The sequence below is a fragment of the Sinorhizobium sp. RAC02 genome (assembly GCF_001713395.1).
In the GTDB taxonomy this organism is placed as follows: Bacteria; Pseudomonadota; Alphaproteobacteria; order Rhizobiales; family Rhizobiaceae; genus Shinella.
In genome coordinates this window covers 1475474-1500752 of the sequence record NZ_CP016452.1, presented here as the reverse complement: position 1 = coordinate 1500752, position 25279 = coordinate 1475474, and the positions used below count along the sequence as shown (strand labels likewise).

Annotated in this window: 20 protein-coding genes; 5 read left to right on the top strand and 15 right to left on the bottom strand. The window is 63.5% G+C overall.

The window, feature by feature from the left end:
• Position 1 precedes the first annotated feature (1 nt).
• From BSY16_RS27970 to BSY16_RS27960, 3 genes are all read left to right on the top strand, one after another.
• Positions 2 to 1387, top strand: coding sequence for an NAD(P)/FAD-dependent oxidoreductase (locus tag BSY16_RS27970; RefSeq protein ID WP_069063029.1), 1386 nt, complete (start codon positions 2 to 4; stop codon positions 1385 to 1387).
• A gap of 27 nt (positions 1388 to 1414) precedes the next feature.
• Positions 1415 to 1774, top strand: coding sequence for a cupin domain-containing protein (locus BSY16_RS27965; RefSeq protein WP_069063754.1), 360 nt, complete (start codon positions 1415 to 1417; stop codon positions 1772 to 1774).
• 465 nt (positions 1775 to 2239) lie between these two features.
• On the top strand, positions 2240 to 5746 hold the full coding sequence (locus BSY16_RS27960) for a FecR domain-containing protein (protein WP_150130233.1): 3507 nt from the start codon (positions 2240 to 2242) through the stop codon (positions 5744 to 5746).
• 91 nt (positions 5747 to 5837) lie between these two features.
• Here the strand turns inward: BSY16_RS27960 and BSY16_RS27955 are convergent, their stop codons facing one another.
• The 10 genes from BSY16_RS27955 to BSY16_RS27910 all read right to left on the bottom strand — a co-directional run bounded on the left by BSY16_RS27955 (position 5838) and on the right by BSY16_RS27910 (position 18377).
• Positions 5838 to 6179, bottom strand: a complete 342-nt coding sequence (locus BSY16_RS27955; RefSeq protein WP_069063028.1) for a RidA family protein — start codon at positions 6177 to 6179, stop codon at positions 5838 to 5840.
• Between the two features lie 19 nt (positions 6180 to 6198).
• Positions 6199 to 7986 carry an alanine racemase gene (locus BSY16_RS27950; RefSeq protein WP_069063027.1) on the bottom strand — a complete coding sequence of 596 codons (1788 nt, stop codon included), beginning with the start codon at positions 7984 to 7986 and terminating at the stop codon, positions 6199 to 6201.
• A gap of 3 nt (positions 7987 to 7989) precedes the next feature.
• Complete coding sequence (locus tag BSY16_RS27945) at positions 7990 to 9237, bottom strand: D-amino acid dehydrogenase (protein ID WP_069063026.1); 1248 nt, start codon at positions 9235 to 9237, stop codon at positions 7990 to 7992.
• Between the two features lie 64 nt (positions 9238 to 9301).
• Positions 9302 to 10321: a C45 family autoproteolytic acyltransferase/hydrolase gene (locus BSY16_RS27940; protein WP_069063025.1), complete on the bottom strand. Its 1020-nt coding sequence runs from the start codon at positions 10319 to 10321 to the stop codon at positions 9302 to 9304.
• A gap of 6 nt (positions 10322 to 10327) precedes the next feature.
• Positions 10328 to 11782, bottom strand: coding sequence for a biotin carboxylase (locus tag BSY16_RS27935; protein WP_069063752.1), 1455 nt, complete (start codon positions 11780 to 11782; stop codon positions 10328 to 10330).
• A gap of 106 nt (positions 11783 to 11888) precedes the next feature.
• The gene (locus tag BSY16_RS27930; RefSeq protein WP_069063024.1) at positions 11889 to 13331 is read right to left on the bottom strand and encodes an aldehyde dehydrogenase family protein; all 1443 of its coding nucleotides are present in this window, start codon (positions 13329 to 13331) and stop codon (positions 11889 to 11891) included.
• 7 nt (positions 13332 to 13338) lie between these two features.
• On the bottom strand, positions 13339 to 14961 hold the full coding sequence (locus BSY16_RS27925; protein ID WP_069063023.1) for a 5-guanidino-2-oxopentanoate decarboxylase: 1623 nt from the start codon (positions 14959 to 14961) through the stop codon (positions 13339 to 13341).
• A 3-nt stretch (positions 14962 to 14964) separates the two neighbouring features.
• On the bottom strand, positions 14965 to 15918 hold the full coding sequence (gene speB, locus BSY16_RS27920; RefSeq protein WP_069063022.1) for an agmatinase: 954 nt from the start codon (positions 15916 to 15918) through the stop codon (positions 14965 to 14967).
• A gap of 96 nt (positions 15919 to 16014) precedes the next feature.
• Complete coding sequence (locus tag BSY16_RS27915; protein ID WP_069063021.1) at positions 16015 to 16887, bottom strand: universal stress protein; 873 nt, start codon at positions 16885 to 16887, stop codon at positions 16015 to 16017.
• Complete coding sequence (locus BSY16_RS27910) at positions 16884 to 18377, bottom strand: APC family permease (RefSeq protein WP_069063020.1); 1494 nt, start codon at positions 18375 to 18377, stop codon at positions 16884 to 16886. Before BSY16_RS27910 ends, BSY16_RS27915 begins: the two co-directional genes overlap by 4 nt.
• A 275-nt stretch (positions 18378 to 18652) precedes the next feature.
• On the opposite strand from BSY16_RS27910, the gene BSY16_RS27905 reads away from it, so the two are divergent.
• Positions 18653 to 19195: an Lrp/AsnC family transcriptional regulator gene (locus BSY16_RS27905; protein WP_069063019.1), complete on the top strand. Its 543-nt coding sequence runs from the start codon at positions 18653 to 18655 to the stop codon at positions 19193 to 19195.
• Between the two features lie 18 nt (positions 19196 to 19213).
• Positions 19214 to 20125 (top strand): carbon-nitrogen hydrolase family protein, encoded by a 912-nt coding sequence (locus BSY16_RS27900; RefSeq protein ID WP_286157273.1) that lies wholly within the window; start codon positions 19214 to 19216, stop codon positions 20123 to 20125.
• Here the strand turns inward: BSY16_RS27900 and BSY16_RS27895 are convergent, their stop codons facing one another.
• Genes BSY16_RS27895 through BSY16_RS27875 form a run of 5 tightly spaced genes read right to left on the bottom strand, consistent with a single transcriptional unit; the run spans position 20126 to position 25220 of the window.
• Entirely contained in the window at positions 20126 to 21058 is a 933-nt protein-coding gene (locus BSY16_RS27895) for a phosphatidate cytidylyltransferase (RefSeq protein ID WP_069063018.1), read from the bottom strand.
• Complete coding sequence (locus tag BSY16_RS27890) at positions 21058 to 21711, bottom strand: lysophospholipid acyltransferase family protein (RefSeq protein WP_069063017.1); 654 nt, start codon at positions 21709 to 21711, stop codon at positions 21058 to 21060. The genes BSY16_RS27895 and BSY16_RS27890 overlap by 1 nt, the downstream gene beginning before the upstream one ends.
• Positions 21708 to 22145: a hypothetical protein gene (locus BSY16_RS27885; protein ID WP_069063016.1), complete on the bottom strand. Its 438-nt coding sequence runs from the start codon at positions 22143 to 22145 to the stop codon at positions 21708 to 21710. Before BSY16_RS27885 ends, BSY16_RS27890 begins: the two co-directional genes overlap by 4 nt.
• A complete protein-coding gene (locus tag BSY16_RS27880) occupies positions 22142 to 23476 on the bottom strand; it encodes a phosphatase PAP2/dual specificity phosphatase family protein (RefSeq protein ID WP_069063015.1) in 1335 nt (444 codons plus the stop codon). The genes BSY16_RS27885 and BSY16_RS27880 overlap by 4 nt, the downstream gene beginning before the upstream one ends.
• Before the next feature lie 7 nt (positions 23477 to 23483).
• Positions 23484 to 25220 carry a bifunctional alpha/beta hydrolase/class I SAM-dependent methyltransferase gene (locus BSY16_RS27875; RefSeq protein ID WP_069063014.1) on the bottom strand — a complete coding sequence of 579 codons (1737 nt, stop codon included), beginning with the start codon at positions 25218 to 25220 and terminating at the stop codon, positions 23484 to 23486.
• Between the last annotated feature and the right edge of the window lie 59 nt (positions 25221 to 25279).

Here is a 25279-nt window from a genome sequence, read left to right as displayed (position 1 = left end):
CATGGACGTCAAGACCAACGGCAACATTTCCTTCTGGTACGCCGATATCGGCGGCATTCCCCAGAAGCGCCCTCCCCTTCCCGGTGATCGCGAGGCCGATGTCTGCATCATCGGCGCCGGCTATACCGGCCTGTGGACCGCCTACTACCTGAAGAAGGCCAATCCGAGCCTCAATATCGTCGTGCTCGAGCGGGAATTCGCCGGCTTCGGCGCATCGGGCCGCAATGGTGGCTGGCTCTCCGGTGGCTTCAGCTGGTCGCGTGAGAAATACGCAAAAACCTCCAGCCGCGGCGCCGTCGTCGACATGCAGAACGCCATGGCCGGGACCGTCGACGAGGTCGAACGCGTCACCAAGGCCGAGGGCATCGACGCAGATCTCATTCGCGTCGACAAGATCATCGCCGCCACCAACGCCGCCCAGCTTCAACGCGTGCGCGAAAGTTACCAGTTCGATCTCGACTGGCAGATGCCGCCGGAACGTGTGCAGCTTCTGTCAGCGGACGAGGCCGCAAAGCACATCAACATCGCTGACCTCCGCGGCGCCATCATCTACCGCGGCATGGCCCGCGTGCAGCCGGCCAAGCTGGTGCGCGGCCTTGCACGTGTTGTCGAAGGCCTTGGCGTGTCGATCTATGAGGGAACCAGCGTCACCTCGTTCGAGAAAGGTCGTGTCGAAACCGACCGCGGCACGGTGCGCGCGCCCTACATCATCCGTGCCACGGAAGGCTTTTCCGCGGGCCTGCCGGGCTATGAACGGACATGGCTGGCGCTGAACAGCGCCCAGATCGTCACCGAACCCGTACCGGATGCGCTCTGGAAGCAGATCGGCTGGGAAGGCCACGAACTGCTCGGCGACGCGGCGCACGCCTATTGCTACGCCCAGCGCACCCGCGAGGGCCGCATCACCATGGGCGGGCGCGGCGTACCCTATCGCTTCGGCTCGAAGACCGACGTCAACGGCCAGACGCAGCAGGCGACCATCGACGCGCTGCACGGCATCCTGACGCGGCTTCTCCCGCAGACGAAATCGCTGAAGATCGACCACGCCTGGTGCGGCGTGCTCGGCGTGCCGCGCGACTGGTGCACGACGGCCGGTTTCGATCGCTCGACGGGTATCGGCTGGGCCGGCGGCTATGTCGGCCTCGGCGTCTCCAGCTCGAACCTCGCCGGCCGCACGCTTGCTGATCTCGTGCTCAACCGCGAGACGGAACTGACCGGCCTGCCCTGGGTGAACCGCACGGTCCGCAAATGGGAGCCGGAGCCGTTCCGCTGGCTCGGCGTGCACTCCATGTACCAGCTCTACCGCATGGCGGATGACCGTGAATTCGCCGGCCAGCCGCACACATCGAAGCTGGCGGCACTCGCCGACAGCATTACCGGCCATTGAAACACGCACTTTAAGACAGGACATATGATGATCAGTTTTGAGAATTTCGGCGACCTCCTGAGCCTCGATCTCGGCGCCTTCGCGTCGAAACAGACCTCGCTCGAGGGCAATCAGGAGGAGGCGGCCGTCGCCCTCTGGACCAGCCCCGACGGCAAGATGGAAACCGGTGTGTGGGAATGCACGCCCGGCCGCTTTACCGCCGACCGCAGCGACCACGCCGAAATCTGCCACCTGCTTGTCGGTCGCGTGACGCTGCACAACAGCGACGGCACGGCAAAGGAGATCGGCGCAGGCGAGATGTTCGTGCTGCCGCTTGGCTGGCGCGGCGAATGGACGATCCACGAGCAGACCCGCAAGATCTACACGATGGTCGCTGCCGGCGTTTAAGCTGCTTTGAAAATTCGCCCATTGAGACAAATGGAAGGGCCGGGACATGAAGCCCCGGCCCTTCCATTTTATCCACCGCCCTTCGATAGCCCGTGAATCTGAAAGCATTTCGAACATAAATCGAAGATTGCCCACAAAATGAAAAGGCAGTATCTGTACGCCACGTTCGCGTTCAACTTGCATCCGTTGTTATCGATATGCTGCTTTCCGCCCTTGCATAAGCATCGGCAGTTTGTGAGGCCTCGTCGTACCCAAGCCGGATGACGCGATCTTTCGCATCCTGGTGGGGGAGTTGGGTTGCACGGACGGGATTTGCATCGATATCGAAGCGGACTGAAGCCGCTTGTGGCGAGCGTGTTGCATCTGGCGGCGGCGGCAAGCCTCGTCGGCCTGTTACCTGATCGTGCGACGGCCGATCCTGTGGATCGCAGCGGTTCGGTGGCCGGTTCGGTGATCGAGCAGAAGATGGGCGAGGAAGTCCGCTTCGTCGATTTTTCGAACTGGCAGAACGTGGTGCGTTACCAAAACCTTCTGGGCGGGGACGTGTTGCGCACCAACGCCGTCGGCCAGCTCGCCATTCTTTTCGCAGACCGCACCCAGGTACGGCTCGGCCGCAATTCCGCGCTGCAGGTCAAGCAGATGGCGCCGGGCGGCGATACCACGCTGAACCTCCAGTCCGGCACGATGTGGGCCCGCGCCCAGCGCGGCGGCCAGGGTCTTGCGGTGGAGACCCCGGCAGCGACGGCGGCAATCCGCGGCACGGACTGGACCCTGACCGTCAAGGGCGACCAGACCTCGCTGGTCGTACTCGAAGGCCAGGTCGAGCTGAAGAACGAACTTGGCAGCGTGGAAGTCTCCCAGGGCGAAGCCGCCGTTGCGTCTGTCGGCCGGGCGCCGCAAAAATTCGTCATCGTCACGCCGGACGACCGAGAGCAGATGCTTTTCTATCTGACCCTGCGGGATGGCTTCACCATCATACCGGCAACACCATTGCCGCTCAATCGCATGCGCGAGGAGCAGGCGCGGGTCTCGGCTATTCCGCCTGATGCGCGCAGTGCAGACGACTGGCTGGTTCTTGCGGAGGTAAGCTTGAGCCTCATCGGGCGCGACGCGGCACGCGTCGCACTCGCCGAGGCCAGGAAGGGGCGACTGACACCTTCCGGCAGGGCGCGTGCCGCCATGGCGGAGGCTTTGCTGGCCGGCGCCGAGACACGCTACGCGGACGCTGCGCGTCTCTTCGCAGAGGCGAAATCCGGGCTGGATCCTGTCCGCCGCGGCATCGCCGCCTATGGGGAGTATTATGCACGCTCACTGGCGAGCCCCGAGCTTGTATTGACGCCTCCGGGAGAGGTTCGGGACCCCTACTCCGCCGTTATGAAAGCCTACACGGTTGGCTTCCTCGAAGACATTCCCGCAGCGATCGCCGTTATGCGCGACGCGGAGGCACGCTTTCCCGACGAATCGTCGCTTCCGGCAATCCGTGCGCTCCTTGCCCAACTCATAAACGACCGCGAGCAGATGCGCGAAGCGGTCGATCGCGCCCTCTCCCTCGATCCCGACGATCCGCTTGCCTTGGCTGCCCGTGCACGGTTCCTGGTCGATTTCGAAGGAAATCTAGAAGGAGGACTCGCGGATCTGACACGCGCGACCGAGCTTGCGCCGGGTTCCTCCTCGATGTGGAACGATCTGGGCCTTCTGCAAGATGCGCGCGGTGCTACGCGTGCAGCGGAAGCTGCACTGATACGGGGAATCGAGCTCGACCCGGAAAGTCCCATCGGGCACGCCAACCTCGCGATTTTCTATCTCGATCAAAGTCGCATGAAGGAAGCCAAGCGCGAAATCGATCTGGCGATAGCCGCCGATCCTGCCTTCAGCTTCGCCCTGCTCGCCCGCGGCCGCTACTACCTGCAGACCGGTGACCTGGAAAAGGGCGTGGACGATATGCTTGCCGCCTCCACCGCCAATCCCGGGCACTCGCAATCCCAGCTCCTGTTGGCGGCCGCATACTACGAAAGCGGCGCCCGGGAACCGGCCGACCAGGCGCTCGACAATGCCGACCGGCTCGACAAGAACGACCCGGTCATTTCGTCCATGCGCACCTCGATTGCGATTGACGACTATGATGCCGAAGGAGCGATCGAGAACGCCCAGGAATTCCTTCGCCGATCCCGTGCACAGGGCGGCCATTTTGCGACGCTCGACGCCAATCAGAATGCCGGCTCCACCCTGAACAACGCATTTCGCCTACAAGGACTGAACGCGTGGGGACAGTATTACGGTGATGCCGTTTTCGATCCCTTTGAAGGCAGTTCCTACGTCGACCAATCGATTCGCGGTGGCACAGACCCACTGACAAGTTCATTTCTTTTCGGCGAAAACGTCATTACCGACAATCCGAACAGCAAATCATTTTCGTCGTTCTTCCAGGGCCTGTTGTTCGACCCACACATGATTTCCAGCCGGTCTCGTTCCGCCAATCTTCTGCGTCGGCCATTCTTCGAGGGATCGATCGGTATCGGCACAACCCTCAACCCGGGTACAGAAGGGTGGGTCGGGGAGCTGGAGCTTCAAAGCTATTCGAACGAGCCGGTACCCTTCAGCGGCTATCTGAATCTGCAATACGCGGATTCGCCGGATAGAACGCGCACGGTTCTCGACAGCGGCATTCTTACCCGCAACAGCGAAAACGAACAGAAGATCAAGGGGTTGAATGGCTATCTCACCTCGACCCTAACGCCGGATGATCGGCTGGTCGCCTACGCCAGCCACAGCACGTCCGGCTTCGAGTTCAATACGCCCTACATCAATCTCTTTTTCCCCGGCCGTCTTTACGGGGTGGACACCACTTTCACCACGGCCGGTCTCGGCTGGAGCCACACGATAGACTATCGCAACGTGGTGAATACGGCGCTGCTGTTTTCCTCGCTCGATTTCGAGCGAAGAATGCGAGAGGAAACTCCGCCGTTTTTTCAAGATGGCACGACGGTGTTCGGGCAGAAGAGCTATGTCGCTGCGGTCAATCATGTCGTCGAGAGCGACAATCTCACCTGGCGTTATGGCGTGGAAGGCGGCGTTCTGAACAATTCGTTCGATATCCGGGTCGAAACCTCCGACATCCCGGCGGTCAGCGCGTCCACCCGCGACGAAAGCTACTTCAGCAAAGCCTATGTCGATCTGTTGCATGATATTACGCCGGATCTGAAGGCTGAATACGGCCTGTTTGGAACCGTTCTCGGGGGCAGCGAAAGTGACGCCGAGCATCTTGAACCACGCGCGGGGTTTGCCTGGATACCTGCCGAGGGGCATTGGCTGCGAGCAGGCTACATTCGCCAAACGTCGGATATGACGACACCGACGCTTGCCCCCATAGGGATCGTCGGATTGCAGGCCAATGATTTCAGCGTAGGGTCCGATGGTTACTCGGACACATTGGCACTCAAATGGGATGCCGAATGGACGGATCGTTTCTTCACGACGGTCGACTACCAGCACCAGACCTTTCACGACCTGACCGTGAACGACGCATTGCTCCTATCAAGCTACAGCTTCAGCAGGGCGGAAGCCGATCGCGTCGCCGTTACGGCCAATCTCGCACTGCCTCATGGCTTCGGCCTTTCGGCAACCTATGCGTTGGCGTTTTCCGAGGTGAAGGATCAGACGAGCCCTGCTTTCGGCCGGGCCTTGCCCTTTCTGCCTCGCCACACGGGACAAGTCGCGGTTACCTATGTGAGCGACGCCAATCTGAAAGCGACGTTGGCCGCCAACTATGTCGGCGAACGCTATGGAGATGTCACCCCTCGCAAACTGGATGACTACTGGACATTGGACGCCGAACTGACCTGGGAGCCATTTGACAAGAACATCGCTTTCGAAGCCAGTGCCTACAATTTGCTGGACGAGGATTTCGAAGTCATGCCGGGTTTCAACGGATGGGGCCGAGTGTTCAAGGGAATGGTGAAGATTCGCTTCTAACCAGCTATGCCTCAACGATATTCTCACACTGAGAACGACAAAGCCGGCCCAGTTGATGCTGAGCCGGCTTTGTGTTGTTGGCTCAAAATGCTCAGACGAGCGCCGTCACCTGGATTTCGACCAGCAGTTCCGGGGCCGCCAGGCGGGCTTCTACCGTGGCGCGGACCGGGAGGTTGTTCGGGTCGACCCACTGGTCCCAGACTTCGTTCATCTGGCTGAAATGGGCGATGTCGCGCAGCCAGATGTTGGCGCTGATGAGCTTGGCCTTGGAGGTGCCGGCCTCAGCAAGCAGGCTGTCGATCGTGGCCAGGATGTCGCGGGTCTGTGCAACCGTGTCTGCGCCATCGCCGGTGACGCCGGCGGTCGTGACGATGCCGTTGACGACGACGGCTTCGCAGAAGCGCTTGCCGGGCTTGATACGCTTGATCATCAAAAATCTCCCTTGGTTGTGATCAGAGAATGGTTTTGCCGAAGGCCGACAGGATGAAGTTGGCGCATTCCGCGCCGATCGGCGATGGCAGCGCGGCATCAATGCCGGAAATGCTGAGCGAGCGCAACTTGCCGCTGAGCGCCGCCATTTCCATCGCCGAGTGGGTCTCGCGCACCGTAATGCCGCCGATGCCGCCGCTCCAGCCGGACATGTCGGTCACGGTCGGCGAATAGCAGAGATGGAAGCCGCGCGTACCGGCGGACGCGATGGCGATCGCCTCGCGCATCGCCTGGCGCAGCCCCACGGCATCGATTTCCGCCATGGTGAAGATGCGCATGCGCGAGGCCTTCAACGCCGCCGCCTCGTCCGGCGCCGCGTTGCGAAGGCCGATCAACACGATGTTCTCAGGCGCGACATGCGGTGGCAGGCGATCCAGCATGCGGCGCAGCACGGCGTTTTCCGCCGGCGGCGCGACGGTGTCTCCGTCCGGCATCATCGCCGCGTCGGAATCGATCCAGATCATGCCCAGCGCATCGTGCCGACGGCCCGCGTTTTCGACAAAACGGATGACATCACGCCTGCGGGCACAGACGGAGAGCGTCAGCGCATTTTCATTCGCACTCCGCTCGAAACCAAGATGATCGATGCGCTCGGCAATGTTCTGCACGACGACGAGCGCGCCGCCAATGGCGTCCGTCCCGATCGCATAGGTCCTCGCCTCGCTCATCTCGTACACATCCCGCATCGGAACCTTCTCTACATATTCGGAGGTCATCACCGTCAGCAGCGCACCATAATTCATGCGGAAGCTGACATTTTCGCCGACGGCCAAGGGCGGGTCGGCGTCGGTGAGGTCGAGCACCAGGTGGTCGCTTGATGCGCCGAGAACCCTGACGCCCGGTCGGGTTGGCATCAGCCCCTCGGCGATCACGTCCTCGCGGCCGATATTGGCGATGCCGCGCAACCGGTCGCCCTCATCGACGAAGATCGGCACATTGCCGAAGGCATCGATGCCGGATTGGCCGATCGGCATGGAGGGTTTTGTCTTGACCTCCAGCAGTTCGCCGGTGAGTTCGAAGGCATCGCGGTCGAGCGCTCCCCAGGGGTCGGTCAGGAACGTGTCGCGCCCGCCCTGCAGGATCGCCTCGCCGATGCGCAGGTTGTTGATTCCGGCCGGCATGCCTCCTGCAAGCAACAGCGGCAGCGAGGAGGAATTGCCGCCGGAAACCCAGTCGAGCGGGTGACCGGTAATACTCTCCACCTTGTAGGCATGCGCGACGAGCTGCGTCAGGTTTTCCTGAGTGGGTATGATGGCGCCGAAACAGGTGAGGTTCGTGCCGACGCCGGCGATGCGCACGCCCGGCAGGTCCATCACCGCTTCGACGGTCGGGATCAAGTCGCTCGGCCAGATGCCTTCACGCAGATCCCCGAGGTCGATCATCAATATGACGTCGTGCACGCGGCCAAGCCGCTCGGCGACGCGCGAAATCTCGCGCATCAATTGCAACTCGGATTGCAGGCTGATGTCGACGGTGCGTACGAGCTCTTCCACGCGCGTCAGTGGCGGGCTGCGCAACAGCATGATCGGGCAGTCGATGCCGGCATCGCGCAGGCGACGGATATTCTCGAAGCGGGATTCCGCAATGCCTGCCACACCGCCGCGCAGCATGGCGCGCGCGACCTGCGGCATGCCGCAGGTGCCCTTCGTCACGCCGAATGGCGTAATGCCGGACTGGCGGCAGAGATCCACAACGGCACGGGCATTGTGTTCGATGCGGGCAAGATCGATGGAGATTTGCGGGTCGGACATGCATCAGTTCCTATAAAGGAGGCCCGCGGTGTCGATCTCCGGCTTGCGGCCCGAAACAAGATCGGCGACGAGTTTTCCGGAACCACAGGCCATCGTCCAACCGACATGGCCGTGGCCGGTATCGAGGAAGAGGTTCTCGTAGCGCGCCCGTCCATGGACCGGGACGGAGCCCGGCATCATCGGACGCAGGCCCGACCAGAGCGTAGCCTTCCTTTCGTCGATGGCACCGGGGAAAAGGTCGTGCGCGGTGCGAAACATGTTCGCGAAGTCGGCGGGCTTGAACGTGCGGTCGTAGCCGGCGAATTCGGCGGTAGAGGCAAGGCGCAGCCGATTGCCGAGGCGCGAATAGGCGATCAGCCGATCTTCGTCGACGCCGCCCATGGTCGGCCCCTTTTCCGCATCGATCGCCAAGGTCGCGGTATAGCCCTTCACCGGATAGACCGGCACGTCGATGCCGATCTTGCGCGCCAGCAACGAACTCTCCGGACCGAGCGACAATACCGCGGCGTCACAGGCAACAGGCCCCTTGTCCGTCAGCACGGCCTTGACCCGGCTGCCCTGGATATCGAGGCCGGTAACCGTCGTTCCGAAGCGGAAATCGACACCGTTGCGCATGCGGGCCTGTGCGGCGAGGCTGCGGGTGAAGAGGGATGAATCTCCCGTCTGATCCATCGAGGAAAAGACGCCCCCGGCAAGCTGGTGTTTGACGGCGGCCAGACCCGGTTCCAGCACCGCCAGACGTTCACGATCCACCACTTCGATCGCAAGGCCCCGGTCGGCGATGTACTGCATGTGTTTGACGCCGGCATCCATGCTTTGCTGCGAGCGATAGAAATAGAGAATGCCCTTGCGCCGCTCTTCATAGGAGATGCCGGTCTCTTCCTGAAGCGCGTTGATACATTCACGCGCGTAGAAGGCGAGGCGCAGCTTCACCTCGGTGTTGGCGTTGGCACGCGATTGCGTGCACTGCATGAGAAAACGCAGGCACCAGGAGAGAAACTGCGGATCGAGGCTGAAGTGCACCTTGACGCCGAGATCGGAGCGAAACAGCGATTTCATAAAGGTGGTGAGGGCGGCCGGCGAGGCCCAGGCGGTGGAATCGCCCGGCGAGACGAGGCCGGCATTACTCTGGCTGGTGCCGCGCGCCACGTCCTCGTGGCGCTCCAGCACGGTCACGTCATGGCCATCCTTCGACAGATACCACGCTGCCGCCGTGCCGACGACGCCGGCCCCCAGAACGACTACTTTCATGACACTCCCCTCACCCTGGCGCAGTTTCGCTTTTCCGCTTTGCGAAACGGCCAGCCTTTTGTTCTTAACTGCTCACCGCACCCTGCTTGAAAGTCGGTGCGAAGCCGCCGGAATCCCCGTCGTTAAAGCGGATGATGCGCACCTCGTCCTGGAATTCGGCGCAGGATTGCCGCCAGACCGAGCCCGGCCAGACGAGCTCCACCGAGGCATCGAGTGGCCGGTAGACGGCTGTGTAGAGCGTGCCGTAGCCGCGTCCATAGGATGTCTGGTAGACCGGCGGGCGAAGAAATCCGGAAAGAACGCGCTCGACATCCGCCGACCCGGCCAGCGACTTTTCCACCGCCGCCTCGCGCTCAACCGACTTGGTGGTCTCGGCATGGCGGGCCCATTCGACGCCGTGCTGGTGGTTGGTGCTGACGCGCCGTTCCACCACCTCGGCCGGGCGATCCGGATTGACATAGACGGTCGCGTGATTGCCCTGCCGGTCGATGACGGCGATCGAATAGGACATGTGTACGGGAATGCGCTGCAGCATGGCGACGGCCTCCGCCGTGGTGCTTGCGAATTCCAGCACGTAGCGTAGCACGACGGGAATGCCGAACCCCTGCCCCGCGGCGGTGCGCCCGCCAAAGGAGAGCGAGACCGCAAGCCCGTCCTCGTTGATGCCGTCTAGCACGCCCCAGAGACAATCGACCACGGCCAGTACACGCCTGCCGTTGAAGCGGGAGGCGAGCCAGGTGCCTTCGAGAAGGCGCGGGCTGTAGTCGTAGTTGCGGATCAGCGCCGGTTCCGCGCCGGTCAGGATCGCCTGCGAACAGCCGCCGACATAGAAGGGCGGGCACCACATGGAGAGGAAACGTGCCTCGAGGTCACCGTCGCCGGCCGTCGCCACGATGGCCTCGTAGGTCGGCAGCAGTTCCGGCATGTGCTTGCGCAGTGCCTTGAGGCTCATGAAGTAGGTCGGGCGCGAACGAACCCCGTCGCGCACGAACCAGCGGCTATAGGCATGCCAGTGACGATCGAACACCCGGCGCCATTTGGGGCCGGGCATGTCTTCGTCGATGGCTTCGAACTGGAGGTCCATGGCGTCCTACAGGATCTTGAACGAGCCGGCTTCCGGCGCTTCATCGCGCTGGATTTCCGTCAGCGGCTTGCTGAGATATAGGCGCTTGATGCCCTTGATCCAGTTGCTGGCGCGCTCGTTCAGCTCGAATTCGTCGTCCATCACCCGTCCGCGCGTGATCAGGATGCCGAGGTCGGCGCCCTCGTAGCGGTAGTCGCCGGGACCGGTGATACGCAGGAAGAACGCCTCCTGCTCGCTCTCGATCGCCTGGCGGTGATAGTCGAAGCGGTCATAGGACACGCTGCCATCCGGCGCCATGTGATAGATGCCGGTCGCCGGCGCGTGGGTGACGATGTCGACGAGATCCTCGGTCGACTTGATCACCACCTGCGACCAGGAATCGATGAACTCTTTCTGCGCCCAGCGGTTGTTCAACTCCTCGACGTCGAACTTGTATTCGATGCCGGAGAATTCCATCAGGTGGAACAGGAAGAGCGGCGCATCGGCATAGGCGAAGGCGGCGTGGTTGGTCATCGAACTGGCGCCGCAGATGCGCGGGTTCAATTCGCCGAGATAGACCTCGTTGTCCTCGACGTCGATCAGGAAGTCGAGGTCGAAATAGCCGCGATAGCCCTCTTCGCGCAGCTGGTTGCCGAAGCGGTACGCCATGTCGCGCGCCTTGGCACGGATCTTTTCTGAAAACGCGCCCGGAAAGATCTCGTTGCCGCACCAGCCGCCCTTGTAGGGCGTCAGCGCCGGCTGGCCGACGACTTCCGTCAGAAGCGGGCCGACGAGCGTGCCGGAGCCGGTCGTGCAGGCCTCCATCGTCGCGCCGCGGCACTTGATGCGCTTCATGATCTTGACTTCGCACTCCGCGGAAATCTCCGCGGCGTGACGATTGTAGTCCTCTTCGCTGGCGATGAAGAACGTCGTGTGGCCGCTGTCGCCGAAGGCGGTCTGCACCACGAGGTCCTTGCCGATGCCGGCCTTTTTCGCCGAGGACAGCAGTTCCTCATAGGTGCGGGCCGGCGCCAATGTGTTTGGCACGGAGGGCACATCGGCCTTGTTGCCGATGCGCACGGTCTCCATCTTGTTGTCGCAGCGCTGGCGCAGCTTTGCCTTGGGGAACCAGATCTCGATGCCGAGCTCCTCGCAGATTTCCTCGGTCTGCTCGTCGAACATCAGGAAGGTTGCGACCGCACGACCGCCGCGCTTGGTGATGTAGTCGATCACTTCCTTGTGCTGCAGCAGGTAATTGTTGATGTCCTCGATGCTCTCGAATTCGGCATGGGGGATTTCGGAGGGGACGAAGACGTTCGGGTGCCGGCCGTCGAAGCAGTCGATATAGCTGACGAACTTGAAATTCCGTACCCATTCGTCGATGCCGATCAGGTTGAAATTCGTCGCGGAGATGAAATAGATCGGGCGCTCGTTGCGGTGCATGACGACGCGCAGGTCGGCCACGTTGCGAATGGTTTCCATGATGTACCCCTCATTTTTCTTCGAGTGCTTCTTGCGCTTGTCGCGCTTCTTTTCGTTCTTCCGCTCTTTCTTCTTTTTCGACATGCCCCCCGGTCCGTCGTTTGGGTTATCGTTTCAAGCGTGACGTGACGTGCTTCACCTCAAGGTAGGACGACAGGCCCCACGGCCCGAGTTCGCGCCCAATGCCGCTCGCCTTGAAGCCGCCCCAGGACGTCTGAACGAAAATCGCCTGCGGGCTGTTGATCCAGACATGGCCGGCCTCGATGGCATTGGCCACACGGTTCGCCTGCGCGTCGTCACCACTCACCACGGTAGCGACGAGGCCGAAATCGCAGTCGTTGGCGAGCGCGACAGCCTCTTCCTCCGTTTCGAAGGTGCGAATGCAGAGCACCGGCCCGAAAATCTCCTCGCGCCACAGAGCGCTCGTTGTGGGCACATCGCCGAAGATTGTCGGTTCGATGAACCAGCCGTCCAGACCGGCAGGCTTGCCGCCGCCGGCGAGTAGGTTCAAGCCCTCGGCTTTGCCACGCTCGATACAGGCCAGCACCTTGTCATGCTGCGCCTTCATGGTGACCGGGCCGATTTCAGTGCCCTCATCCAAGGGATCTCCGGGCTTCAACGCCTGGCTTCCAGCGATTATGGCGTCCATTAGCTTTGGCGCAATTGATTTTTCCACCAGAAGGCGAGAGGTCGCGGAGCACATCTGGCCGGCATTGAAGAAGATACCGCCGAGCACGCATTCCACCGCCTCGTCGAAATCCGCACTGGCGAAAACGACGATGGGCGACTTGCCACCAAGTTCAAGGCTCACCGATTTCACGCCCGGGGCGCCTGCCGCCATGACGCGTGCGCCGACAGCGTTCGAGCCGGTGAAAGAAATTTTTGCGACATCCGGATGCGTCGTCATCGGCGCGCCGACACGCTCGCCGGTGCCGGTAATGATGTTCAGCACACCGGGCGGCAGGCCGATTTCTTCGACGATAGCACCCAGTTCCAGTTCCACGACGGGCGTGATTTCCGACGGTTTCAGCACCACCGTGCAGCCAGCGGCAAGTGCGGGAGCGACCTTCCAGGACGTCGTCACCAGCGGAAAATTCCATGGCACGATGAGGCTCGCGACGCCTGCCGGCTCCTGCCGCAGCCGGGCGTGAAACCCATCGTCAGGCAAGGTGACATCCGCATCCTGCCGATCCTGCAAGGCGATGGCTTGTTCGGCATAGTAGGCAAACGAGGCCGCAGCATCGGCCATGTCGATGCGTGCCTCACCGAGCGGCTTGCCGTTGTTGCGCGAAGAGAGGCGGGCCAGTTCTTCAGCGCGATCTTGAAGCTTTTCAGCGATGGCGGCGAGGTAGCGGGCACGCTCACGGCCACCGGCGTCGCGCCAGGCCGGAAAGGCAGCCTTCGCCGCCGCCACAGCCTTGTCTACGTCCGCCGGCCCACCGGCCGAGACCTCATGGTAGGCGGTGCCGCGATAGGGATCGAAGACCGGGATGCGGCCGGGCTCTACAGGCTCCAACCATTTTCCATTGATGAAGAGCAGGTTCCGCATCTTTGCCTCACGCGGCGAGGGTTTGAGCGAGCTGTGAGCCGGCCTGGATTTCGATGATGGTGGGCACCTTGCGGGTGGCGGAGGCTTTCAGTTCGCTTTCCAGCTCGGCGAGCGAGGTCGGACGCGAGGCTTCGCAGCCGAGTGCCTTGGCGAGGCCGACGAAGTCGGGGGTGAAGATGTCGACGCCGATCTGCGGGATGTCGCGTTCGGCCATGAAGGCCTTGATCTCGCCGTAGCTGGTGTTGTTCCAGATGACGACGGCGGTGGCGATGCCGGCTTCCACGGCGCTCGCCAGCTCCTGCACGGAGAATTGCAGGCCGCCGTCGCCGATCAGGCAAACGGAGGGACGGTCGGGGGCGCCGAGCTTTGCGCCGAAGGCGGCCGGCAGGCCGTAGCCGAGCGTGCCATAGCCGGTCGACGAGTTGAAGAAGGAGCGCACCTGCGGCGCCTCATAGAACTGGTTGACGGCATAGACCGGCTCGGTCTGGTCGCCCGCCACCGTGGCTTCGGGCAGCGCCCTGATGATGACCTCCATCAGCTTGCCATGGGTGCGGCAGGCGGGCCATAGCCCGGCCTCCACTTTTTCCCGCACGGTTTTTGCCCGCGCGGCACCGTCCCCGGCAGTCCTGCCCTCGCCGAGCGCGGCGTTGAGACTTGTGGCGGCAAGCTTCGCGTCGGCGGCGATCGGCACGTCTGCGCGCAGCCCGGTGACGATCTGCGCCGGGTCGATGTCGATGCGGATCAGCGGGCCGCCGAAGGAAAGCGGTTTTGGCTCGGGATACATTTCCGTCTCGCCGAACTCCGTGCCGATGGCGAGGATCGCATCACTTGTCGCAAGTTCGTCGAGCAGCGGCGGCATGCTGAGATTGCCGGTCATGATGCGCGGGTCGCCGGGCTTCAGGATGCCGCGGCCGTTGATCGTCATGAAGACCGGTGCGTCGAGCTTTTCGGCGATGGCGGCGATCTCGGCCGCCGCATCGGCAGCGCCGCCGCCGGCGATGATCAGCGGGCGTTTGGCCGCCTTGAGGATCGTCGCCGCCTTGGCGATGCTGGCGGGATCGGCCGCGGCACGGCCGGGCAGCGGCCAGGCGTCCGTCGAAAGATGCCCGGCCTGCGCCACGATGACGTCGAGCGGGATTTCGATATGGACGGGGCGCGGGCGGGCCGAATGGAACACGGTGAAGGCGCGCGCCATCACCTCTGGAAGCTGCGCGGGATCGAGCAGCGTGTGGCTGAAGGCACTGACGCCCGCCACCAGGTTGCGCTGCGAGGGCAACTCGTGCAACCGGCCCTGGCCCATGGCGAGTTCGCTTCGGGCATTGACCGCGGAGATGACCAGCATCGGCACGGAATCCGCATAGGCCTGGCCCATGGCGGTGGCGATATTGGTCATGCCGGGGCCGGTAACGATGAAGCAGACACCCGGCTTGCCGGTCACGCGCGCATAGCCGTCGGCCATGAAGCCCGCGCCCTGTTCGTGGCGCGGCGTGACGTGGCGGATCCTCGTGGCCGGCAGGCCGCGATAGAGTTCGACCGTATGCACCCCCGGAATGCCGAAGATCAGCTCGACGCCGTAGGATTCCAGGAGACGGACGAGATATTCGCCTGTTGTAAGCCGGGTGTCTGCCATTGTTTATCGCCTCTTGACGCCCGGAAGGACGCAAAGCATTTCGAAGAGAAGGTTCGCCGCCGTGATCGCCGTGTTGCCGGACGGATCATAGGGCGGCGAGACTTCGACGAGGTCGCAGCCGACAAGGTTCAGGCCCCAGCAGCCGCGGATGATTTCCAGGGCCTGGATGGTGTTGAGGCCGGCGATCTCCGGCGTGCCGGTGCCCGGCGCAATCGACGGGTCGAGGCTGTCGATGTCGAAGGTGAGGTAGACCGGGCGGTCGCCCATCTGCGCGCGGACTTCCTCCATCAGCGGCGTCAGCGACTTGTGCCAGCACTCTTCCACCTGCACGACGCGGAAACCCTGTTCGCGCGGCCAGTCGAAATCGTCGGCGGCGTACCCCGTGCCGCGCACGCCGATCTGGATGCAGCGTTTCGTGTCGAGCACGCCGGCCTCGACCGCCCGGCGGAACGGCGTGCCATGGGCGATCGGCTCACCGAACATGTGTTCGTTGATATCGGCATGGGCATCGACATGGATGAGGCCGACGGGGCCGTATTTTTCGGCGATGGCGCGCAGGATCGGATAGCTCAGCGTGTGGTCGCCGCCGAGCGTCAAGGGCTTGCAGCCGTCCTTGATGATGTCGCGGTAGGCGTCGGTGATGATGTCGACGCATTTCGGCAGGTTGAACGTGTCGATCGCCACGTCGCCGATATCGGCGACCTGCAGGCTGTCGAAGGGGGCCGCACGGGTCGCCATGTTGTAGGGGCGGATCATGCAACTCTCGGTGCGGATCTGGCGCGGCCCGAAGCGCGTGCCCGGCCGGTTCGAGGTGCCGATATCCATCGGAATGCCGACGAAGCAGGCATCGAGCCCCTCGCTGGTCGGCTGCGTCGGCAGCCGCATCATCGTCGCAGGCCCGCCAAAGCGTGGCATTTCGTTGCCGCCAAGCGGCTGGTTGTAAGTCTTGGTCGTCATCTATTTTCCTCCGGCGGGGCGGTGTTTCATGTCTTTTGCCCCATCCTGAATGGTACTCTACGAGACTTGTCCGAGCGGCTGGAATACCCTTTTTGATTATTCTTCGGCGCGCGGGAGGATGAGGCAGGGCACCGGCGCGTTGTGCACGATCTTGCGGGCGTTCGAGCCGAGAAAGACCCGCATCAGCGGCCCCAGCTTGCTGGAACCGAGAACGAGCAGTTCGCCTTCCTCCCAGGCGAGCGACTCGAAAGCCGCCTTCCAGGTCGGGCCGTCGGCGATCTCGGCGGAAAGCCCCGCCTGTCCGGCAAGCAGGGTGGTCTGCGCATCCCGTGCCTGCTCGCGCAGCACGTTGGAGACGAAATGCTCCGCGTCGTAGCCGGCACCCGTTGGATACATCTGCTTGTCGCGCACCACGAAGGTCACGAGACGAAGCGGCACCGAGTATTCCTGTGCGAGTGCCGCACTGCGGGCGACGATGCCAGGCGCGGAAGATGAACCGGAATAGGCGGCGCTGAGCCGGCGAATACGGCTCTCGGGGCCGGCCGAATAGCCATGCGGCGCCACCGCGATCGGCAGATGCGCGGAGCGCAAAAGTTCCGTCGTCACACCGCCCTCGCCGAAGCGGCCGAACGGGGCCTCGCGCGCCGAACCGAGCACGAGGCAATCGGCGCCGATCTCGGAGGCGGTCCTGGTGAGGCCTTCGCGGGCTGAGGAGGCGGAAACGGCGAGGAACTCCGCGACCACGTCGTCGGGAAGCGATGCCTTCGCCTCGGCCTGCACCGCGGCGGTGTGTCGGGCGAGGAAGCTGCCATATTCGCCGTCGACACGCGCCGGCGAAGGATGGCCCCAGGTGTCGGGCGTCACCGTACAGGCAACAAGCGATGCCTTGCAGGACCGGGCGAGCACCGCGCCGAGCGCCAGTGCCTCCTGCCCGCCCTGGTCGGCGGATAGACCGACGAGGATCTTCATTCTGCCGCCTCGCCGAGACCTTCCGGCTTTTCGAGCCGCGAGTTGCGGGCGGAGTAACCGAAATAGACAAGTGCGGCGATCGCCACCCAGACGCCGGTAATGGCGTAGACCATCCAGCTCAGCTTGAAGATCAGGTAGAGGCAGGCGACGATGCTGAGCACCGGCAACACCGGGCCGAAGGGCACGCGATAGCCGCGCGGCATGTCGGGCTGCGTGTAGCGCAGGATGAGCACGCCGGCCGAGACCACGGAGAAGGCAGTCAGCGTGCCCATGCTCGTCAGGTCCCAGAGCAGCCCCGAGGGCACGAAGGCGGCGATCAGCGACACGAAGACCGCGACGATGATCGTGCAGGCGACCGGCGTCATGCTGCGCGGATCGACCTTGTGGAAGATCGATGGCAGCAGGCCGTCCCGCGACACCGCAAAGAGGATGCGCGACTGGCCGTAGAGCACGATGAGCGTGACCGAGAAGATCGAGATCACCGCGCCGGCGGCCAGCAGGTTCGCCGGCCAGGCGGCACCCGTCAGGTTTTGCAGAATCGTGGCGAGGCCCGCCTCCTGCCCATCGAAGGCATCCGCCGGCTGCACGCCGAGGGCGGCCAGCGCCACCAGCACGTAGAAGCCGGTGACGATGACGAGTGCCGATATGATGGCGATCGGCAGGTTGCGCCGCGGATTGATCACTTCCTCGCCCGCCGTCGAGACGGCATCGAGGCCGACGAAGGTGAAGAAGATTGAGGCCGCCGCCGCCTGCACGCCGCCAAAACCGCTCTCGTTGAAGAAGGGCATGAAATTCGCGCTGTTGAAGGCACTGCCGGCGATCACGATGAAGAGGGTCAGCACGGCGAGCTTGACCATCACCATGATGGCATTGGCCCGCGCCGATTCCTTGGCGCCGCGCAAAAGCAGGATGCAGCAGAGCATGACAAGGATGACGGCCGGCAGGTTGATGAGGCCGGAGCCTTCCGCGAAGAAGGCCATGGCAAAGGGATGGTCGCCGTCGACGACGGTGATCGGCCCCTTGATCATCCAGCCGGGCAGCACGATGCCGGTGATGTTGAAGAGCAGTTTTTCGACATATTCGGCCCAGCCGACCGCCACCGCGGCGGCGGAAATTCCGTATTCCAGCACGAGGCAGGCGGCGACGAAGAAGGCGATACCCTCGCCGAGCGTCGCATAGGCATAGGAATAGGAGGAGCCCGAGACCGGGATCATCGAACTCATCTCGGCATAGCAGAGCGCCGACAAGCCCGCAGCGACCGCTGCGATGATGAAGGAGAGCACGACCGCAGGGCCGGCCACCGGCACCTGTTCGCTCAGCACGAAGAAGATACCCGTGCCGATCGTTGCCCCCACGCCGAACATGATCAGCTGGAACAGCGTGATCGAGCGTCCGAGATGGCCATGCCCGTCGCCGGCGCCCGAGGTGTCCGCAATCAGCCGGTCAACCGGCTTCTTGCGTGTGATTTGTTCCAGGATAGTTGACGCCATCGTTCCCCCCGATGTCTCCCCATATGCAATCACTGTAGCGTCGGGTCCAACAAAGGTGCTGCCGTATTTCTGTCATTTTCCGACACTTGCTGCTGAGCACAGCACCCTTCTCGAAAGTTCTTGTCGCAAGCGCCAAGGGGGGACCGGGAGGGGCGAAACGGTGACCCGGAGGCCAGCTTGACAGGGTCGGGACAAACGTATCCTTATGGGTCGAGGCTGTCGGGCCACGCTCATCGGGAGACGCATGGCCCGTCCATGCAGCAGGGGGCGAGTGAATGAAGGATGAAGACGGGTCGATCCGGCTCGATCAGATCGATCTGCGTATTCTGGCATGTCTTCAGGCCAATGCGCGCATGACGAACCAGGAACTGGCCGATGCCGTGGGCCTTTCGCCCAGCCCCTGCCTGCAGCGGGTGAAGCGGCTCGAAAAAGCCGGCGTCATTACCAATTACCATGCCATTATCGACCTCGCGAAGGTCTGCCGCCATGTCGACGTCATCGCCGCGGTGACGCTCAACAGCCATGGGTTGGAGGATTTCGAGATCTTCGAAACGATGGTCGAAGAGATGCGCTACGTGGTGGAATGCACCAAGGTCAGCGGGCCGATCGATTATCTCGTACGCTTCGTCTGCCCTGATATCGCCTCCTACCAGATGCTGTCGGACGAGCTTTTGCGGCTCGGCCCCAAGATCGGCAATCTTTCGAGCTACATCGTGCTCAAGTCGAGCAAGCCCTACCGGGGCGTGGCCTTCGACGATCTCGTCTCCCCGACGCCGCGCGGCGTGCCGACCCGGCCCGCTGTCCGCACCGGCAAATAGCTTCCATAGAGATACATCATGTCAGGCACCTTTTCCGACGCAAACGCTATGCCCGCCTCCGCCGGCCGGCGGGACAATTCCCGCTTCATGATTGCCGGCATCCAGATGTCGGTGCCGATCACCGGCCGCAACATCGCGGCCATGACGATCCAGGTGGAAAAGACCATGGCGCTCTATCCAGGCACCGATATGATCGTCTTTTCCGAACTCGCCATGCACGGTCCGCTGCATGCCTGCGCGGCGGAAGATCCGCTCGCCGACGAGGCCGTTTTCCAGGCGCTCGCCGCAAAACACCGCGTCTGGATCATTCCCGGCACCTATTTCGTGCACCGGGAGGGCAGGACCTACAATCATTCGGTTGTCATCAATCCGGACGGTGAGATCGTGGGGCGCTACGACAAGATGTTCCCCTTCATGCCTTTCGAGGCGGGCGTGACCGGCGGCACTGATTTCCTGATCTTCGACGTGCCGGATGTCGGCCGCTTCGGCCTTTCCATCTGCTACGACATCTGGGTCCCGGAGACGACGCGCACGCTGACCTCGGCGGGCGTCGAGGTGCTCATTCACCCCGTGCTGACAGGCACGACGGACCGCAAGGCGGAACTCGCCATCGTGCAGGCGACGGCGGTGATGTTCTCCTGCTACGTCATCGACGTGAACGGGCTCGATGCCGGCGGCGTCGGCCGTTCGCTGGTCGCCGATCCGACCGGCAATGTCGTGCACCAGTGTGGCCAGGTCACGGAAATCTTCCCGATCAACATCGATCTTGGCCTCGTGCGCCAGGTGCGCGCCGAAGGCGCCAACGGCCTCGGCCAGGTACTGAAATCCTACCGCGATCGCAACGTCGCGTTCTCGACTTACGAAAACGGCGGGGCATCGACCTATCTCGACAGCCTCGGGCCGCTGGTGCCCATGCCGAAGCGCCGCTGATCAGGTCCAGGCGTAGCGCACGATGTGAAAGAAGACCGGGGCTGCGAAGACGAGGCTATCTGCACGGTCGAGCATGCCGCCATGGCCCTCGATCATGTGGCCCCAGTCCTTGACGCCGCGGTCGCGCTTGATTGCCGAAGCGACCAGGCCGCCGAAGAAGCCCATGATGCAGGCAAGTCCTGCCAGCACGCCCGCCTCGAAGGGTGAGAAGGGTGTCAGCCAGTAGAGCCCGGCCCCAAGCAGCGAGGCGCTGGCAATGCCGCCGATCAGGCCTTCCCAGGTCTTCGACGGCGAAATGCTCGGCGCGACCTTGTGCCGGCCGAAGAGTTTTCCGAAGATATATTGCAGCACGTCGCTGCCCTGCACGGTGGCGATGAGGAAGGCGATCAGAAGCAGGCCGCGTCCCTCGTTGCCCGGAATGGGCAAGGTCACAAGCGCCGGCACGTGGCTGATGCAATAGACCGAGAGCATGATGCCCCATTGCTGTTCGGTGACCCGTTCGAGGAAACGCGATGTATCGCCCCGGATTGCCGTCAGCGCCGGCATGGCGAGGAAGCAGTAGACGGGGATGAAGATCGAATAGAGCCCGTACCAGTCGATCCAGATCAGGTAGTACTGCACCGGTATGATGATCAGGAACATGCCGAGCAGCGTCCAGCGGTCGGCATGGCGCGTGTTGGTCAGCGTGACATATTCGCGAAGCGCCGCGAAGGAGACGAAGGCGAACAGCAGGATCACCCCGCCCGTGCCGAACAGGAAGGCGACGCTGATGCCCGTCACCATGATCCACCAGGCCTTGATGCGCGCGTTGAGATTTTCGAGCGTCGACGGCAGCGGTTTCGGACTGCGATAGGAAAGCGCACCAGCCACGACGCTTGCCGTGACGAGCACGGCAACGAGGCCGAAAAAGAGGCGTGTGGTATCGTCGCTCATCAGCGGTTTCCATCATTTTGCGGCGCCAGCGCCAAAAGTGCCTGTCGGGCCCTGTCGAGAAAAGCCTTGCGCTCCTCCTCGGCCTCCAGCACGATCGGCGCGCCAAAAACCACGCGGCAGAGCAACGGCACGGGCAGTACCGCTCCCTTGGGCAGCACGCGCGACATGTTCTCGATCCAGCAGGGCACAAGTTCGACATCCGGCCGGGCGGCCGCGAGATTGTAGAGGCCTGAGCGGAAGCGCAGCAGCGGCTCTTCGGTCATGTTGCGCGTGCCCTCCGGAAAGAAGATCAAGGATTCGCCCGCTTCGAGCGCCGAGAGCATGACCTGCAAAGGATCGGCCGTGCGCTCGACCCAGTTGCGCTCGACGAGCACCGTGCGCAGCAGCTTTCCGGAAATGAAACGGCGGACGGAATCCGCGTTCCAATAGTCGGCGCCCGCGACGGCGGCGGTGCGGCTGCGCTCGGCCGGATACAGGCAGGTCGAGATCAGGATGAAATCACCATGGCTTGCATGATTGGCAAAATAGATGCGCTGCCGGCCGTTCGGTGCTGCGCCCGCCCAGATCGGCCTGACGCCGGTGACGGCGCGGGAAAGGCCCGCAAGTGCTGCGCCGGACACTTTTTGCAGGAGGGACGCTCCACCACCCGTCATGCGCCGCCTCCATCCATCGCGTCGAGGAGAAGGATGGCATAGAGCACCACACCGATGGCGAGCGATGCGCGCTGGAACCAGACAAGCCGGCGGCATCCCTGAAGACGCTCCGCCAGCGATCGCGGCGTGTGGTCCCTCGCCCGGAGCCCCGTGCGAGACAAGACATCATCGATGGCAGAGAGACCTGCCTCTTCCGTGTCATGGGACGCGGCAAGCTGGAAGAGTGCTGCGTCAAACAGCAGATGGACCGAGACGGCAAGCGGCAACAGGCAGAAGGCCAGCAGCAGCCACCAGCCGAGCGGTGCGGTAAAGCCATGCACGCCCGCCGTTGGCGGGGCGATCGCGAGGATCAGCAGAGCCAGCGCGCCGCCGATCAGGCCGTTCCGCCGCAGGCGGCGACCGGCGTCGCCTGCAACCCCCTTCCAGTCCGTCACCGCGCGGCCTCCTCGATAAGGGCATAGGCGTCAAATGGAAGATGGACCGGCCGGCCCTTCGCCTTGACCTGCGCCACGGCCGCGGCCGCATTGGTGGCGTGGCCCGACCGCATCAGCCAGCAGCTTGCAACGGCGGCGCTCCGTTGGAAGCCGAGCGCGCAACTGACGAGAACGGGGCCGTGCCGCCGCGCCTCCTCGACCGCCATCGCCGCTTCACGAATGCGCGGCGCGGAGGCAGAAAGCAGATCAAGGACGGGAAAGGCGTGCCAGGCGAGGCCAGGCACGTTATGTCCCGGAAATTCCGCCGACAGGTCGATCACCGCGACATAGGTCGAAAGGCCCCCACGGGATGGATAGCGACCGAGGAAGACGCCGTCCGCCACCTCCACTGCCGGTGGAAGCTTCCGGGTCCACCACAGGATGTTCAGCCGCGCGCCAAGGCGGTAGGGTGCAAGCAGCCATCGGCTGGCAAGGCTGATGCGTCCATCCGCCTGTTTCTGGAAAACGGCCGTCCCTGCCCCGGCATAGCCGAGTGCCACGATGGCAAGCGCTAGGCTCGGCCAGAGCAGAAGCAGCCCCGCCCCGGAATCCAACGTCGCGAGGATTGTCAGGATGAGGAACACCACTGCGCCGGCGGCGTAGTAGGTCGCGAGCCGCCACGCCTTCGCATCATTTGTCCGGCGGAAACCGGCGAGCGGTGAGGGTTTGCCCGCCGGAAAAAGCCAGAGCGCGAAGAGGCCGAGCAAGGCGCCGGTCGGGATGTCGATGACGTGATGCTGCCAGGTTGTCAGCACGGAAAGGCCGATCAGCAGGCACCAGACATGCCAGACGGCGAGCCCGATCCCGTGTAGCCGCCCACGCCAATGATCCCAGATGATGACGAGTAGCGCGATATGCAGTGACGGCGCCTGGTTGAATGGCTTGTCGAAACCGCCAAGCACGTCGAACATGAAGCCGGGCAGGCCGTCCGTCTCCGGCCGCACGAAAATGGCCTGCAAGGGCAGGACAATGAAGCAGACGACGGCGACGACCTGCGCCGTAAGATAGCGCCGTGCCAGCCGGCCCACCTCATCCGGCGTGTCGTTGACGAAGAGCGAGAGCGCATAGAAGGCGTTGATCGACCAGTAGGGGATGATCGTCCAGGCGATGAAGGGAATGTGTGTTTCCCAGCCGAAGGCGAGGTTCGGCACCCCTGTCCGTAAAGAAGCCAGCCAGTTTGCGGTGCCGTAGGTCAGGTAGAAGAACGGCGCCAGGACGGCGAGCCAGAGTGCCGCCGCGCGAAAGACCGCGCGGCGATCGGTGACAAGAACCGGTACGATGCCCTCTCCCATGCCGGCCTCAGAGACGTTCGGCCAGCGAGACAGTGAAAATGCCCCACTTGTCGATGCGCTGCTCGATCTTGCGGAAGCCGGCGGCGGCAACGAGCTGGTCCATTTCCTGCTGGGTACGCCGGCGCATGATCCAGGCCTCGCCGCCACGGTGCGAGGTCAGTGCGCGGGCGATCATTTCCAGCTGCGGATGCCAGGGTTGGCCGGTGTAGATCAAAAGCGACCCGGGCTCCACGGCACGCGCAAGGCCGGCAAGCGAGGCCTCGATCATGGCATTGTCCGGGAAGAGTTCGTAGAGGCCGGAGACGATGGCAAGCGTCGGTCGCGGTTCTATCGTCGCCAGTCCTTCCGTATCGAAGGCATCGGCGCGGTGGAAGGCGGCGACGCCTTGAAGACCCCGCTCGGCGATCAGGGCCGTCCCCTTCTCCACGTTGATCGGCGAACAGTCCTGCAGGCGGATCCTTTCGGGTTTCGCCTCCGATGCCGCCACCGCGTCGAGCACGTAGCGCCCGTGACCGGCTGCGATATCCAGCACGCGAAGCGGCTTGCCTTCGGTCTTGAGACGCGAGAGTGCCTTGCCGATCAGTTCCTCCAGATGGACCTTGCGCTGGCGGATGCCGCGCCAGCCGATGGCGTCGATAAACTGCCGGTCGATCAGGCGGCCCCCCGGCCCCAGGCCGCGCGGTTCGTTCTCATAGACGTAATCCAGCGTCGAGCCGGAATCGAAGCCGGTGCGCACGCCAGTGGCGATGCCTTTGGAAAACAGCCCGCCAAAGCGGATCGAGGCGCGCGTCATCGCCCAGTAGAGCCCGCGCGGCGACAGAAGCGGCAGCGGCGTCGCCAGCCGGTCGGCCTCGTCGCGGGTGTAGCCGGAAAGATGCGCACGGCGGACATCCGCCACCACCGGCGGCTCGGCGAAACGCGCCGTGACGAAGGCGCGCACCTTCTCCAGGGCTTTCGCCCGATCCCGCTCGCCCAGCGTGTCGTGGTAGAAACCGGGCAGCACATGCCGTTCCTTGATCGTGCTGCCGAGGTTTTCGAAGAAACGGTGCTGCGGCCCGTGGCGCACGACGAAATCGGCGCCCGAGATGAGGAGTTGTGTCGGCACGGTGATGGCGCGCGCATCGGCGACCACCCGGTCCGCCGCCTCGTAGAGTTCGAGCAGGATGTTGGAGGCGATTGGGCGGGTGATCAGCGGATCGGCCTCGAAGGAGGCGATTCGCGCCGGATCATGCGTCAGGAAGCGCGCCTTCACGTAGGAATTGACGAAGAACGTGCCCTTCAGCTTCTGCCACAGCGCAATCCCCTCCTTGGCGAAGGGCACGTAGAGCTTGACGTCGAAAGCGGGTGAGGCAAGCACCAGTGCGCGGATATCCGGCGCATAGTCATGCACCCAGGTTGCGGCCAGCACCGCGCCGACGCTCTGGGCGATGACGGCGATCTGATCCATTGCGAAGCCGCCCGTCTCGCGGATGTGGCGCACGAAGCAGTCGAGGTCGCGCACCGAATGGGCAAAGGACGGCGAGTGACCGCGCTCGCCGGGGGATCGGCCATGCCCGCGGGCATCCCAGGCGTAGATGGCAAAGTTGTCGAGGCCGAGCTCTTCGGCGATATGGGCCACCCGGCCGCTGTGCTCATGGCCGCGGTGCAGGAGCACGATCGCACCCTTCGCCGTGCCGGAGCGTGCGGGCCAGGTGCGATAGAAAAGCTCCACGCCATCGTGGCTCGCAAACGCCGATTCGATCATACGATCCTCACTCCCTTTCAAACCTTGTCCACCCTATACGGATGAGCCCTGCGGTTTGC

Coding starts and splice junctions, on each gene's coding strand:
- BSY16_RS27890 (WP_069063017.1), bottom strand. CDS start 21,711: ATGACGGGTGGTGGAGCGTCCCTCCTGCAAAAAGTGTCCGGCGCAGCA.
- BSY16_RS27925 (WP_069063023.1), bottom strand. CDS start 14,961: ATGGCAGACACCCGGCTTACAACAGGCGAATATCTCGTCCGTCTCCTG.
- BSY16_RS27930 (WP_069063024.1), bottom strand. CDS start 13,331: ATGCGGAACCTGCTCTTCATCAATGGAAAATGGTTGGAGCCTGTAGAG.
- BSY16_RS27910 (WP_069063020.1), bottom strand. CDS start 18,377: ATGGCGTCAACTATCCTGGAACAAATCACACGCAAGAAGCCGGTTGAC.
- speB (WP_069063022.1), bottom strand. CDS start 15,918: ATGACGACCAAGACTTACAACCAGCCGCTTGGCGGCAACGAAATGCCA.
- BSY16_RS27875 (WP_069063014.1), bottom strand. CDS start 25,220: ATGATCGAATCGGCGTTTGCGAGCCACGATGGCGTGGAGCTTTTCTAT.
- BSY16_RS27880 (WP_069063015.1), bottom strand. CDS start 23,476: ATGGGAGAGGGCATCGTACCGGTTCTTGTCACCGATCGCCGCGCGGTC.
- BSY16_RS27960 (WP_150130233.1), top strand. CDS start 2,240: ATGGGCGAGGAAGTCCGCTTCGTCGATTTTTCGAACTGGCAGAACGTG.
- BSY16_RS27915 (WP_069063021.1), bottom strand. CDS start 16,887: ATGAAGATCCTCGTCGGTCTATCCGCCGACCAGGGCGGGCAGGAGGCA.
- BSY16_RS27945 (WP_069063026.1), bottom strand. CDS start 9,237: ATGAAAGTAGTCGTTCTGGGGGCCGGCGTCGTCGGCACGGCGGCAGCG.
- BSY16_RS27895 (WP_069063018.1), bottom strand. CDS start 21,058: ATGAGCGACGATACCACACGCCTCTTTTTCGGCCTCGTTGCCGTGCTC.
- BSY16_RS27935 (WP_069063752.1), bottom strand. CDS start 11,782: ATGGAAACCATTCGCAACGTGGCCGACCTGCGCGTCGTCATGCACCGC.
- BSY16_RS27940 (WP_069063025.1), bottom strand. CDS start 10,321: ATGGACCTCCAGTTCGAAGCCATCGACGAAGACATGCCCGGCCCCAAA.
- BSY16_RS27905 (WP_069063019.1), top strand. CDS start 18,653: ATGAAGGATGAAGACGGGTCGATCCGGCTCGATCAGATCGATCTGCGT.
- BSY16_RS27970 (WP_069063029.1), top strand. CDS start 2: ATGGACGTCAAGACCAACGGCAACATTTCCTTCTGGTACGCCGATATC.
- BSY16_RS27950 (WP_069063027.1), bottom strand. CDS start 7,986: ATGTCCGACCCGCAAATCTCCATCGATCTTGCCCGCATCGAACACAAT.
- BSY16_RS27965 (WP_069063754.1), top strand. CDS start 1,415: ATGATCAGTTTTGAGAATTTCGGCGACCTCCTGAGCCTCGATCTCGGC.
- BSY16_RS27900 (WP_286157273.1), top strand. CDS start 19,214: ATGTCAGGCACCTTTTCCGACGCAAACGCTATGCCCGCCTCCGCCGGC.